Origin of the sequence: Streptosporangium album, from assembly GCF_014203795.1 — a bacterium.
GTDB classification, from domain to species: Bacteria; Actinomycetota; Actinomycetes; order Streptosporangiales; family Streptosporangiaceae; genus Streptosporangium; species Streptosporangium album.
On record NZ_JACHJU010000004.1, the window covers coordinates 345532 to 357504 of the forward strand.

An 11973-nucleotide genomic window follows, 5' to 3' on the forward strand; every position below is an offset into this window, starting at 1 on the left:
ACCTACCCGCGCGGCGCGTACATGATGACGGCGACCCCGATGAGGCAGATGGCGGCACCCGCCAGATCCCACCGATCGGGGCGGAACCCGTCGGCGACCATCCCCCAGGCGAGGGATCCGGCGACGAAGACCCCACCGTAAGCGGCGAGGATACGGCCGAAGCCGGCGTCGGGCTGCAGAGTGGCGACGAACCCGTACAGACCCAGGGCGACGATGCCCGCGCCGATCCACCACGCGCCGCGGTGCTCGCGCACGCCCTGCCAGATCAGCCAGGCGCCACCGATCTCGGCGAGCGCCGCCACGACGAACAGAACAAGGGACCGCACAACCGTCATGATCAAGACGGTACCGGTCGCCGGTGTCGTGTCACGAGGCGGACTTACCACGGCCACCGCCGGTGTCGCAGGAGCATCGGGCGGACCCGGACGGCACGGCCAGGCCACTGCGCAGCCCGCTCACAACGCGCCGGCCAGACTGGCCGCGCGGGCGGCCAGCGCGTCCACCACCCCGATGTGCCGGGCGTCCGCGGCGACCTCCAACCACAGCCGGCCGCCGGTCACGGTCAGAGTGAAGGTGAAGAAAGAGCAGCAACCCGTTTCCCGCGCCATCAGCTCCGCCGTCCGGCCGGCCGTCTGCGCGTCGGCTTCCAGTTCCAGGCGTACCCGGCCCGGCTCCACCCTGTCGACCCCTCGCACCGCCTCGGCGAACAGTGCGTCGAACTCCGCCAGCCGCAGCGGCTGTTCGGCCGTCGGCAGCGTGCACGCCTGCGGCACCCACACCTCTGCCTCAGCGATCTCGTTCAGCTCCATACCCTGACGTTGACCTGCTCCCTGCCCTGAAGGACGGGGATTCCCGTGCCGCTTAAGCGGCAGCCCGCGGCACGCCGCGAGCTATGGAACGGGGTGCTTGACGCTTCACCGACCCGGGCAACCCCGAGTCTCCACGCCCTGAGACGACCGGCCCGGCCGCCTGCCCTCTGGCCTTGATGCATTTTGCGGCGTTCACATCAGCGTGCTCGGTATACCCGCAGGCGGTGCAACGGAAGAGGGCTTGGCTCTCACGACTCTTCGCGTCCACCTTCCCGCAGGCCGGAGCCGAGCACGTCTGGGACGTGTAGGCAGCAGGGACCTTACCGATGACGCTGCCGGTACAGCGCGCCTTGGACCGCAACGCGACTTCCAGCCCATACCAGCCCTTATCCAAGATCGCCTTATTGAGGCCAGACTTTTGAGCGACCCGCGAACCCGGCTCCTCGATCGTGCCGGACGCCGAGGCGGTCATGCCACGGACGCCCAGATCCTCCAAGACGATGTGCCCGTAGTCGCGGGTGAGCCGGTGCGCGCTCTGGGCGTTGAAGTCCGCCCGGCGCCACCGAACCCGCCGCATGATCTCCCCCACCTCACCGGCCACCACCTTGCGCCGGGCCGAGCCCTTCTTCGTACGGGCCAACCGGCGTTGCAGCCGCAGACACCGCTCCGCCTCACCGGCCGACAGGTAGCCCAGATCGGCCTCGCGGTCGGCCTTCTCCTCCTTCGGGGGCACCGGCGAGGACACGCCGGACTCGCCGGCATGGCGGCGGTCGAAGAACTCCCCGCCGGAGGTGACGGCAGCCGTCACCACCCCCCGGTCCACCCCCGCCACCCGGTCGGGGCGTGCATGCCCCTCCATTTGAGTGATGCCGTCGTCGACCAGGAACGACACGAACCAGTGCTTACCGTCGCGCGAGATGGTCGCGGACTTCACGCTCTCGCCCAGCGGGCGCGACAGACGGAACCTCACCCACCCGAACTTGGGCAGGAACACTCGCCCCCACTTGCGGTTGATCTTCTCGACCGGGATGTGCTTGGCGGTCGGGAACCGAAACGACGGCGTCCACTTCGCCTTGCTCTTCCAGCGGACCTTCCAGGTGCCGTGCCTGCGGCACGCCTCGTCCAGGTCCTTGAGCGTCTGCTGGATGACCTGGGCGGGAGCGTCGGCCAGCCAGATGAACTCGCCCTTGGCGTCGGCGAGTTGCCCGCACTGCCCGGCGTAGCCGATGAAAGCGCCCCTGCGCCGATAGGCGCGACGCTGTTCCAGGCCGGTGTTCCACACCGACCGGCAGATCCCGGCCACCCGCTCGGCGAACAGCTTCTGCCCGAAGTCCAACTCCAGCCGGTACTTACGCCCCGTCAGTATGCGAAACACCTCCCTTGCCCCACCTGTCGCTCACATCTCACAGACTCGAACACATTAGCTCTGGTCTATGACTCAGGAAGCCGAATACCGGCGCGGTAGACATGTGGTTTCCGCGATGCATGCCCATCTGGTCTTCGTGACCAAATATCGCAGGAACGTCTTCGACGACGAGATGCTGCGCCGCTGCGAAGAAATCATGATCGAGGTGTGCGACGGCTTCGAGGCCGAGCTACGCGAGTTCAACGGCGAAGACGATCACATCCACCTGCTGGTCCACTACCCGCCCAAAGTCGCCATCAGCAAACTGGTCAACTCGTTGAAGGGCGTGTCCTCGCACTACCTACGCAAGGAGTTCACCGGCCGGGTCAACCGCGCCGTCATGCACGGCCACTTTTGGTCCCCCAGCTACTTCGCCGCCTCCTGTGGCGGAGCTCCGCTGACCATCATCAAGGCCTACATCGAACAGCAACGCCGCCCAGCCTGACGTTCTGGGTCCGCGCTTCGCGCTCCGGGATGTCCCGCCTGACGGCGGGCCATCCCCTGACGGGGACCGCATTCATCCCCGGCCCGAAGGCCGAGGCTTTTGCGGACCATCGGTAAACCCGTACCCAGGTACCGGATGCAACCCCTGAGCGCTCGTGCGCACTCCCACGGGGCGGCCTCCGGCGGCAGGCCATTATATGAGCGGCGTTATATTAGTGGTGTTATATTAGCGCTATGACATCATCGGACCCCACTGCGACACCCGGACGGTGGCAGGCGCTCCGCGTCCTGCAGGCCGCCTTGGACGCCCAGATCGAATCCGTGTACACCGAGCGAGGCATCGAGGGAGTCCGCTCCCGGTTCGCCTATCCCTTGATCCGTCTCGCGCATACCGGGCCGCTGACGATCCGTGAGCTGGCGGATTCGCTTGACCGCTCACACTCCGCGATAAGCCAGACCCTCACAGCGATGCGGCGTGAGGGCCTGGTCGATTCCGAGCTCGGCACCGACGCCCGCACGCGCCGCATCACCTTGACTGATCGCAGCCGTGCTCTCATCCCCTTCCTCGAGGCCGAGTGGCGCGCGACCGAGGCCGCCGTCGCCGAGCTCGACGACGAGATCCCCCACGCGCTCAGCGCTGTCGTCACCGAGCTGGAGCGTGCTCTGGAACGGCGGTCCATGCGGGACCGGATCATCGCCCATCTCGATGAGCCTCATGCCGACCAGGCGCCCACGGCTACGTCCACGCCGACGGATCCGCGTTCATGACCTGGCGCGAGCGGCTGATCGACATCCGTCCCCTCCGCACCAACCGGCCGTTCCGCGACCTGTGGACGGGGTCCTCCCTCGCCTCGATCGGTCAGCAGATCGCCACCGTCGCCGTCCTGCTGCAGGTCTGGGACCTCACGCGCAGCACGCTCTGGACCGGCGCCATCGGCCTTGCGACAGCCGTGCCGCTGCTCCTCCTCGGACTGGTCGGCGGATCGCTGGCCGACTCCCTCGACCGCAGGGCCCTCGTCCGTGCCACCACCGTGGGCCAGGTCCTGGCAGCCGTAGCCCTCCTGGCGCAAGCCGTCGCGGGCAACCGGTCCGTCCTGCTACTGCTCACCCTGGTCGCTGTGCAGTCCGGTTGCGCGGCGCTCGGAGCCCCGGCGCGGCGCACCTTCCCCGTCCGGTTGCTCCCCGCCGACCAGGTCGCCGCCGGGCTCGCCCTGCAGAACGTCGCCTTCCAGGTCTCCATGCTCGTCGGGCCCGCACTCGCCGGCATCATGCTCGCACAGTGGCACTACCCCGCCGCGTACGCGTTCCAAGCCCTTGCCGGCATCGCCTCGCTGATCGCCGTGATCCGATTACCCCCGATGCCCGCCCTGCGCACCGGCGACGACCGGCAGCCCGCGCGCGGCACCCGTCGAAGCCGCGGTTCAACCCCAGGAGGCTGGCGGATCATCCTTCAGCGCCCCACCCTGTGGGGCTCCTTCGCGACCGATCTCGCCTCCACCGTCCTGGCCATGCCGATCGCGCTCTTCCCTCTGATCAACGAGATCCGCTTCGGGGGCGCCCCCCAGACCCTCGGGCTCTTTCTGTCCGCGATCGCGGTCGGCGGGCTCAGCGCCGGTCTGCTCTCCGGGACCGTCACCCGACTACGCCGCAGCGGCCTCATCCAGCTCCTCGCAGCCACGGTGTGGGGTCTCGCCCTGGCCGGCTTCGGCCTGGCCGGGCCCCTCTGGCTCGCCCTCGGCTGTCTCGCGATCGCCGGCGCGGCCGACACCGTCTCCGTGATCACCCGAGGCGCACTGGTCCAGCTTGAGGCACCCGACCACTACCGCGGGCGTGTCTCCTCGGTCGAGCACGTCATCGGCGTCGCCGGCCCCGAGGTCGGCAACTTCCGTGGAGGACTTCTCGCCTCCCTCACGTCCGCACCCACATCACTCCTCGTGGGCGGTCTGGCGGCAGCGTTCACCGTTGTCGCCGTCGGCCTGACCAACCGTCCGTTGCGCGACTACCGCACCCCGTCTGAGGACGGACACTCGCCACCACCCGAATCGCCTACGGCGGCTCCCGCACCGGCGACGGCCGTCGCCAACGGACCACGGTGAACCAGCGGCCCCTCCTCACCTGATCGGGCCCTGTCGCCGTCATGCGCTGAAAGGCGTTCCCGCTAACCGGGGTCGGGCCTGGTGAAAGCCCGCCGGCTGTGCACGAGCAACTCACGCATCCCGGGGCTGTGCGCGCCCTTCCAGACCAGGGCGAGCAGGGCGGGTGTTTCGACGTCGTCGATGGTGAGGGCGGTGAGCCGGTCGCGGTGGTGCGCGGCCATCGAGTCGCTGAGGATCGCGACGGCGAGCCCGCGGGCGGCGAGGTCGGCGATGGCGTCCGCGGCGCTGGCCTGCAGTGCGATCACCGGCTGGAGGCTCTGTGCCGCGCACGCCTGGTCGAATACCGTGCGCAGGCCGGTGCCGGGTGGCATGCACACGATCGGGTGGGCGCCCAGGTCGCGCAGGGTGACCCGCCGCTGCTTCGCCAGGGGATGCGCGGCCGGGACCGCCGCGACGAGCCGCTCACTGATGATCGTCAGCGCGTCCAGCCCGTCGGGGGTGGCGGTCGCGGTCCCGACGAGAGCCAGGTCGATGATGCCGGCGCGCACCCCCTCGACGAGCCGGTCGGAGTTGTCCTCCACCAGCGAGATCTCCACACCGGGATGCGCCCGGTGGAACGCGGCGAGGGCGTCGAACAGCGGCGTGACGGTGCAGCCGGTGACCATCCCGACCGTGAGCCGGCCCCGGATCAGGTCGGTCACCTCACCCACCGCCTGGCTGACCGCCCTGGCCGCGGCGAGCGCGGCGCGGGCGTGTTCGAGCGCGGCCTTTCCCGCGACGGTGAGGGTGGCGGTGCGCGCCGACCGATCGAACAGCTCGGCTCCGAGTTCACGCTCCAGCCGGCGGATCTGGGCACTGACGCCGGACTGGCTGATGTGCACCCGCTCGGCCGCCCGGGTGAAGTTCCGCTCCTCGGCGACCGCGACGAAGTACTCCAGCTGCCTCAGTTCCATAACTAGGGATTCTAGCTTTCAGTAGATCCATCTGTTGGACTTCTGATCAGAATGCGGCCAGGCTGGGAAGCAGTGAAGCCCGACGTCAGGAGGAACACATGCCGGAGTACGAGAAGGCCATGCGGCCCGAAGACATCACCCGCCTGTTCGTCGAACGGTCCAACGCCGGTGACGCGGCCGGGGTCGCCGCGCTCTACGAACAGGACGCGGTGATGGCCTACCCGCCCGGCGGCCAGACGGTGGGCCGGGAGGCGATCCGCACGCTGTGGGAGAAGGTGCTGGCCAGCCGTCCCCACTTCGAGCCTGAGCAACCGCTGCCGACGCTGATAAGCGGCGACATCGCCCTCACCTCGACCCCGCCGAAGGACGGGGCCGGCGCCCGCGCGCAGGTCGTCCGGCGCCAGCCCGACGGAAGCTGGCTACGCCTGCTCGACCAGCCCGAGTTCGTCACCGGCTGATCGGGACCCGGCACGGCCCGCACGTCCCGTTCCGACGCGACCACGCGACCCCCTGCCGACAGGCGAGAGACGACGACGCGCCGGCCGGTGCCTGACGGAACCGGCCCGCGCGGCGCCCCCCACCTACCGACGCGGCGATGACGCCGACAACCGATAGACGGAGCATGACTTGGCGACCTTCGTTCTCATTCCCGGCATGTGCCATGGCGGCTGGAGCTACGAGCCGCTCACCGACCGGCTACGGCTCCACGGCCACCGCGCGTACCCGCTGACGTTGACCGGGCTCAGCGAGCGCAGTCATCTGCTGAGCGCGGGAGTGAACCTCGAAACGCACATCCAGGACGTGGTCAGCATGCTGGCGGCAGAAAAGGTCGAGGACGCGGTGCTGATCGGCCACAGCTACGGAGGGATGGTGATCACCGGGGTCGCGGACCGCGTGCCGGAGCGAGTGGACTCCCTGGTGTACCTGGACGCCGTCGTGCCACAGCATGGCGACTCCTGCTGGGCCCTCGTATCCGACCAGGAGCGGAAGTGGTACATGGACGTGACGGAGACCGGCTATTCGGTGCGGCCACTGCCATTCTTCGACCCGCGCACCACACCCCATCCGCTCGCCTCCCTGCTCCAGCCGATCCAGCTCACCGGCGACCTCGCGCGGTTCCGGCGCAGGGACTACGTGTACGCGGCAGGATGGGACGGCGATTCGCCGTTCACCCCCACCTATCAGCGGTTGCGTAACGACCCACTGTGGACGACACATGCGCTGGACAGCAGGCACAACCTCATGCGGGACGCGCCGGAGGACCTGTTGGAGATCCTTTTTGAGGCTGTCTGACCTGGTCGGCCGATCTCCGGAGGGGCGCTCACGCGCCGGTGTCGGGTCGAGCGGCCGGGGCCGAGGGGGCGGCCGCGTCTGCGGCTGGTGGCACGTCCGTGCACGGTTCCGGGGATGGGCCGGAGGGCCCGATGCGCGGGGTGGTCAGTGGGAGGAGAAGATGCCGGTGGCCGGCTCGGTGACCGGGGTCGTGGCGGCGTCCACGAACCACTCGCGGCCGAGGATCAGTCCGAACACCGCCGGCGGGAGCCGGACGAGCAGCCGCATGACGGGGGCGAGCCTGCCCGGCCCGTTCACCTCGGAGTGGTGCGCGGCCAGTGCCTCCAACACGGTGCCCACCCCGGCCAGTTCGGCGGCGCGCTTGCCGACCTCGTGCACCTTGACGTGATCGCGGTGGCCGTACCCGCCATTGGGGTTGTGAACTGTTGATTGGTTCGTCAGTGTTTATCGGTTCTTCTCTGGATTCTTCCGTCCGGTGGGGCGAGCGACCGGCCCTTGGAGCGGTGGATGGGGGATCGGGGCGGTGCGAGGGTGCGGCGCTGGCCTCGCACCGCGGGGCGGCGCGGTCCGCGTTCAACTGGGGCCTGCACCTGGTCAAGGCGGCGATGGGTCAGCGCGCCGCCGAACAGACCTAAGGGTGCCCGTAAGGGGCCAAAGATCGGGTTTCCCCGGTTCAAGTCCAAGCACCGCGCCACTTTGTCGTGCCGGTTCACCACCGGGACCATCCGCGTCGAGTCCGATCGTCATCACGTCACGCTGCCCCGACTCGGCACGATCCGCACCCATGAGTCCACCCGCAAGCTCGCCCGCCACCTGGAACGCGGCACCGGACGAATCCTGTCCGCCGCCCTCCGGTTGGAGGGCGGGCGCTGGTTCGTGGCGTTCACCTGCGAGATCGACCGGACCGACCAGGCCGGACGGGCCGACCAGGCCGACCGGACCGAACGGACCGAACGGGCCGACCAGGCCGACCGAACCGGACGGGCCGTGGCCGGCCCTGGGGCGGTGATTGGCGTCGATCTCGGCGTGAAGGATCTCGCAGTGCTGTCGACCGGCGAGGTCGTCGCCAACCCCAAGCATCACCGATCGGCTCTGCGTAAGCTGCGGAGGTTGAACAAGCGGCTTGCCCGCCGTGTCGGACCACGCACGCCGACCGCTGGTATCCATCCAGTAAGACGTGTTCCGGCTGCGGCGTGGTGAAAGCCGAACTCGCCTTGTCCGAACGCATCTACACCTGCGCGGCGTGTGGTCTGGTCCTGGATCGAGACCTCAACGCCGCACTGAATCTGGCCGCGTTGGCGGCCGGCGTCGCCCAGAGTTGCGGGGAGACGCTAAACGCCCGTGGAGGAGCGGTAAGTCCCGGTGTCCGTGCCGGGCACGCACCGGCGAAACGGGAACCCCGGAAACGGGGAACGCTCCGGCGCGAGCCGGAAGCTGCCTGAGAGCGCGCTTACCAAAGCACACTCACAGGCAACGGTGTCGTGCCGAGGCCGACACGGAGATCGTCTCTTCTCCGGACCGTGTTCAGTCGGAGACCGTTCCGCGCACCTTCCTGAAGAACGTCCGTATGTCGGCGACCAGCAGGTCCGGTTCCTCCATCGCGGCGAAATGCCCGCCTCGGTCGAACTCCGACCATTGCACGATGCGGTCCGTCTGCTCGGCGATATGCCGCACCGCGACGAAGTTCTCGTGCGGGAAGACGGCCAGGGCGGTCGGGACGGCCGACGGCTCGGGCGGCGTCCCCCAGTAGTCCGCGTGCGCCCTCTCGTAGTAAATGCGAGCGGACGAGCCGGCGGTTCCGGTCAGCCAGTACAGCATCACGTTGGTGAGCAGGAGGTCGCGGTCGACGGCGTCCTCCGGGCGGTCCCGTGAGTCCGTCCACTCCTTGAACTTCTCCGTGATCCAGGCCAGCTGGCCGACCGGAGAGTCGGTCAATCCGTAGGCAAGGGTCTGCGGCCGCGTGGACTGGATATCGGCGTAGCCCGTGCTGTCGCGGTTCCACTGCTGGGTGCGCCTCCAGGAGGCCAGCGTGCGCTCTCGCTCCCCGGGGCTCAGCGTAGCCAGTCGGTCGGCGTCCGGCTCTTCGGCCGCGGCGCCGCCCGGCAGCAGGTTCAGATGCACACCGATGGTCTGATCGGGGTGGGTGCGGCCGAGTTCGCGGGAGATGACCGAGCCCCAGTCGCCGCCCTGCGCGCCGTACCGCCGGTAGCCGAGGCGCCTCATCAGCTCGGCGAACGCGGCGGCGACCCGGCGGAACTCCCAACCGGTCTCCCGCGTCGGCCCGGAGAACCCGAACCCGGGGATGCTCGGCACCACCAGGTGGAACGCATCGGACGGATCGCCGCCGTGGGCCCGCGGATCGGACAGTGGACCGGTGATTTCGGTGAATTCCACGATCGAGCCGGGCCAGCCGTGCGTGATGATCAGCGGAGTCGCGTCCGGTTCTGGAGACCGGATGTGAGCGAACCGGACGTGCGCGCCCAGGAAGGAACGGCGCGGCTACGCCTTCGGTGAACGCGGCTAAGCTCTGGATGAACTCGAGGGGCGGCCTGTTCTCCCACGAGCAAGATGGTCGATATGAGGCTTCTTGTACTGGGTGGGACGCATTTTGTGGGACGGGCCGTCGTGGAGACGGCACTGGCACGTGGTGACGAGGTCACCACGCTCAACCGGGGGGTGAGCCGACCCGCCGCGACAGGGGTGACCTCGATCGTCGCCGATCGGACCGACCCCGAGGCGCTGCGCCGGGCCGTCGGCGACCAGGAGTGGGATGCCGTCGTCGACACCTGGAGCGGAGCGCCGCGCGTGCTCCGTGACTCATGCGGGCTGCTCGCCGACCGGACCCGCCACTACGGATACGTCTCCAGCCGGTCGGTCTACCGGTGGCCGATGCCGCTCGGCGCCGACGAGCGGGCACCGCTGGTCGACGGCGATCCCGACGGCGACAACGGCGACGACTACGCCACCGCCAAGCGCGGCGGCGAACTCGCCGTCCTCCGGGAGTTCGGTGACCGAGCCCTGCTCGCCCGCGCCGGGCTGGTGCTGGGTCCCTACGAGAACGTGGGGAGGCTGCCCTGGTGGCTGCGCCGGATCGAGCGCGGCGGGCGGGTCCTGGTGCCGGGTGACCCGAGCCGCCCGCTGCAGTACATCGACGCCAGGGACCTGGCCGCATGGATGCTCGCCGCCGCCGAACGCGGTGCCGGCGGCGCTTTCAACGCCGTCAGCCGCACCGGGCACACCACCATGGGCGAACTACTCGAAACAGCGGTGAAAGTAACCGGATCGGACGCCGAGCTGGTCTGGGTCGCCGCCGAGGTGCTCGACGGGGCGGGCGTCAGCCCGTGGATCGAGCTGCCGATCTGGCTGCCCGACGACGCCGAGTACGGCGGCATGCACAACTCGGACGTCTCCGCCGCCCATGACGCCGGCCTCGTCTGCCGTCCCGTCCAGGAGACGGTCGCCGACACCTGGGCCTGGCTCCACGCCGAGGGCGACCCGCCGCTCCGCCCCGACAGGCCCCGGCCCGGTCTCGACCCCGCCAAGGAGAAGCAGGTGCTCGACGGGCTCGCCTGACGGCTCCGGCGCCGTTGAGGCCGCCCCCCGGGACCGGGGCGGGTCGCGCGCCGCCGGCATCGGCCCCGCGGCCGTCCTGGGGCGCCCGGACGCGCGGGTGTAATGAGCCCATGGCTGCCGTATCGACATGGAGTGACCTGCTCAGGACCCGATCCGCCCTCTGCCTGGGACTCGCCCCCTCCCCCAAGTGGCTGCACGCGTGGCGGATGGGCGACGACTTCGCCGGAAAGGGCAGGCGGGGCCTTGCGGCCCTCGCGGAGATCCGGCGGGCCGCGGACATCCCCGTGATCACCGAGGTGGACGATCCGCGTGACGTGCGGACGGTCGCCGAGGTGGCCGACTGCCTGCAGGTGGACGGGCGGCACCTGGACAACCGCCCGCTCCTGGCCGAGCTGGGCGCCCAACCGAGGCCGGTGCTGCTGATGCGGGGGCCGCAGGCGGGTCTCGACGACACGTCCGGCGGTGTCCACGGAAACGCCGGGCAGCAGCCCGGCCTGGCGCCGGGCCGTGCGCTGGGCGGCGCGGCGTTCCTCGCGCTCGGCCGGGCCGGGGGTGCGAGGGATCACCGGCGTGGGAGCCGTCTTACGGATGACGTCGGCGGCGTATCCACACGTCGCCGCGTCGAGTGCGTCCGCGTCCAGGTCAGCGAGCACCCGCCGGAAGGTCCGCTCGTGGGCACGACGAACCGGCCCAGCAGCGGATCGCGGCGCGCGCCCAAGCGCTCCAGCACCTGCGGGGAGGTCCGCGCCGCCCCGACGATCCGGGACCTTCCTGAGCCTGCTGAGCAGCGACGATTCCATCAAGATCGGATCGGCTTCCAGCTCGGCTTCCCACAGGACCAGGTCGGCGAGCTGGTCAAGGACAGGGTTGATCGGGGAAGATACAGACACGAGCACGACTCCTATGAAGATCTTTTGGCTTAGAGACCTGAAAGATCATCGGAAGTCGTGCTCGTTTGGCAGCCCGCTCCAAGCGAACGGGCCCACCAGACGCATCGCATCAAGCCGGAACAACGCCGGGGCCCTGGGATCTCGGTGATCTCGGCCATGCGGTCGGGCTTGTTCTTGGCGGCGGCCATCGCGACCATCACCGGGTAGCCGTTCTCCTCGCTGCACTTCACCAGGTGGCGGGTCAGCTCCACGTCGCGCGGGGCCATCCCCCAGCTGGCGTCGGCGATGAAGATCGACACGAAGTTGTTCTTGCTGATCCAGGTGATGTCGTCGCGGACCCGCCGGTCCTCGAACTTGTGCACCTTGTCGTTCGTCGCCGCGCCCCAGAAGCAGAATCCGCAGCTGAACGGACATCCACGGTTGGTCTCCAGGATGGCGGTGGTGTACCTGCCCTCCTCGAAGACGCCGGAGGTGACGGGTGAGGGCACCTCCATGAGGTCGCGTACCCGC

17 protein-coding genes are annotated in these 11973 nt (G+C 69.5%); 10 read left to right on the forward strand and 7 right to left on the reverse strand.

Annotated elements, in window-relative coordinates; translation table 11 throughout:
* Positions 1-2: 2 nt before the first annotated feature.
* The 3 genes from FHR32_RS35480 to FHR32_RS35490 all read right to left on the reverse strand — a co-directional run bounded on the left by FHR32_RS35480 (position 3) and on the right by FHR32_RS35490 (position 2184).
* A complete protein-coding gene (locus tag FHR32_RS35480) occupies positions 3-335 on the reverse strand; it encodes a YnfA family protein (protein WP_184758884.1) in 333 nt (110 codons plus the stop codon).
* 120 nt (positions 336-455) lie between these two features.
* A complete protein-coding gene (locus tag FHR32_RS35485) occupies positions 456-809 on the reverse strand; it encodes a hypothetical protein (RefSeq protein ID WP_184758885.1) in 354 nt (117 codons plus the stop codon).
* 52 nt (positions 810-861) lie between these two features.
* Positions 862-2184, reverse strand: a complete 1323-nt coding sequence (locus FHR32_RS35490) for an RNA-guided endonuclease InsQ/TnpB family protein (RefSeq protein ID WP_312882846.1) — start codon at positions 2182-2184, stop codon at positions 862-864.
* A 58-nt stretch (positions 2185-2242) separates the two neighbouring features.
* On the opposite strand from FHR32_RS35490, the gene tnpA reads away from it, so the two are divergent.
* The 3 genes from tnpA (at position 2243) to FHR32_RS35505 (ending at position 4754) form a co-directional block, all read left to right on the forward strand.
* A complete protein-coding gene (gene tnpA / locus FHR32_RS35495; protein WP_184757435.1) occupies positions 2243-2659 on the forward strand; it encodes an IS200/IS605 family transposase in 417 nt (138 codons plus the stop codon).
* 233 nt (positions 2660-2892) lie between these two features.
* Positions 2893-3426: a MarR family winged helix-turn-helix transcriptional regulator gene (locus tag FHR32_RS35500; protein WP_184758886.1), complete on the forward strand. Its 534-nt coding sequence runs from the start codon at positions 2893-2895 to the stop codon at positions 3424-3426.
* Positions 3423-4754, forward strand: a complete 1332-nt coding sequence (locus tag FHR32_RS35505; RefSeq protein ID WP_184758887.1) for an MFS transporter — start codon at positions 3423-3425, stop codon at positions 4752-4754. Before FHR32_RS35500 ends, FHR32_RS35505 begins: the two co-directional genes overlap by 4 nt.
* 62 nt (positions 4755-4816) lie before the next feature.
* Here FHR32_RS35505 and FHR32_RS35510 read toward each other — a convergent pair whose 3' ends face one another.
* Positions 4817-5707 carry a LysR family transcriptional regulator gene (locus FHR32_RS35510; protein ID WP_184758888.1) on the reverse strand — a complete coding sequence of 297 codons (891 nt, stop codon included), beginning with the start codon at positions 5705-5707 and terminating at the stop codon, positions 4817-4819.
* Between the two features lie 98 nt (positions 5708-5805).
* Here FHR32_RS35510 and FHR32_RS35515 point away from each other — a divergent pair, with 98 nt between their 5' ends.
* Together FHR32_RS35515 and FHR32_RS35520 are read left to right on the forward strand one after the other, a co-directional pair.
* Positions 5806-6165: a YybH family protein gene (locus FHR32_RS35515; protein ID WP_184758889.1), complete on the forward strand. Its 360-nt coding sequence runs from the start codon at positions 5806-5808 to the stop codon at positions 6163-6165.
* Between the two features lie 169 nt (positions 6166-6334).
* On the forward strand, positions 6335-7000 hold the full coding sequence (locus FHR32_RS35520; protein WP_184758890.1) for an alpha/beta fold hydrolase: 666 nt from the start codon (positions 6335-6337) through the stop codon (positions 6998-7000).
* 144 nt (positions 7001-7144) lie between these two features.
* Here the strand turns inward: FHR32_RS35520 and FHR32_RS35525 are convergent, their stop codons facing one another.
* Positions 7145-7378, reverse strand: coding sequence for a hypothetical protein (locus FHR32_RS35525; protein ID WP_246468309.1), 234 nt, complete (start codon positions 7376-7378; stop codon positions 7145-7147).
* 125 nt (positions 7379-7503) lie between these two features.
* On the opposite strand from FHR32_RS35525, the gene FHR32_RS46340 reads away from it, so the two are divergent.
* From FHR32_RS46340 to FHR32_RS43520, 3 genes are all read left to right on the forward strand, one after another.
* A complete protein-coding gene (locus FHR32_RS46340; RefSeq protein ID WP_281391148.1) occupies positions 7504-7635 on the forward strand; it encodes a hypothetical protein in 132 nt (43 codons plus the stop codon).
* Between the two features lie 61 nt (positions 7636-7696).
* Positions 7697-8200, forward strand: coding sequence for a transposase (locus FHR32_RS43515; protein WP_221466723.1), 504 nt, complete (start codon positions 7697-7699; stop codon positions 8198-8200).
* Positions 8197-8442: a zinc ribbon domain-containing protein gene (locus tag FHR32_RS43520; RefSeq protein WP_312882863.1), complete on the forward strand. Its 246-nt coding sequence runs from the start codon at positions 8197-8199 to the stop codon at positions 8440-8442. Before FHR32_RS43515 ends, FHR32_RS43520 begins: the two co-directional genes overlap by 4 nt.
* Before the next feature lie 82 nt (positions 8443-8524).
* On the opposite strand, the gene FHR32_RS35535 is transcribed toward FHR32_RS43520, so the two are convergent.
* Positions 8525-9484, reverse strand: coding sequence for an alpha/beta fold hydrolase (locus tag FHR32_RS35535; protein WP_184759040.1), 960 nt, complete (start codon positions 9482-9484; stop codon positions 8525-8527).
* A 93-nt stretch (positions 9485-9577) separates the two neighbouring features.
* Here FHR32_RS35535 and FHR32_RS35540 point away from each other — a divergent pair, with 93 nt between their 5' ends.
* Together FHR32_RS35540 and FHR32_RS35545 are read left to right on the forward strand one after the other, a co-directional pair.
* The gene (locus FHR32_RS35540) at positions 9578-10573 is read left to right on the forward strand and encodes an NAD-dependent epimerase/dehydratase family protein (protein ID WP_184758891.1); all 996 of its coding nucleotides are present in this window, start codon (positions 9578-9580) and stop codon (positions 10571-10573) included.
* Between the two features lie 110 nt (positions 10574-10683).
* A complete protein-coding gene (locus FHR32_RS35545; RefSeq protein WP_184758892.1) occupies positions 10684-11496 on the forward strand; it encodes a hypothetical protein in 813 nt (270 codons plus the stop codon).
* On the opposite strand, the gene FHR32_RS35550 is transcribed toward FHR32_RS35545, so the two are convergent.
* The gene (locus tag FHR32_RS35550; protein ID WP_184758893.1) at positions 11493-11951 is read right to left on the reverse strand and encodes a radical SAM protein; all 459 of its coding nucleotides are present in this window, start codon (positions 11949-11951) and stop codon (positions 11493-11495) included. The genes FHR32_RS35545 and FHR32_RS35550 overlap by 4 nt on opposite strands.
* Positions 11952-11973 lie beyond the last annotated feature (22 nt).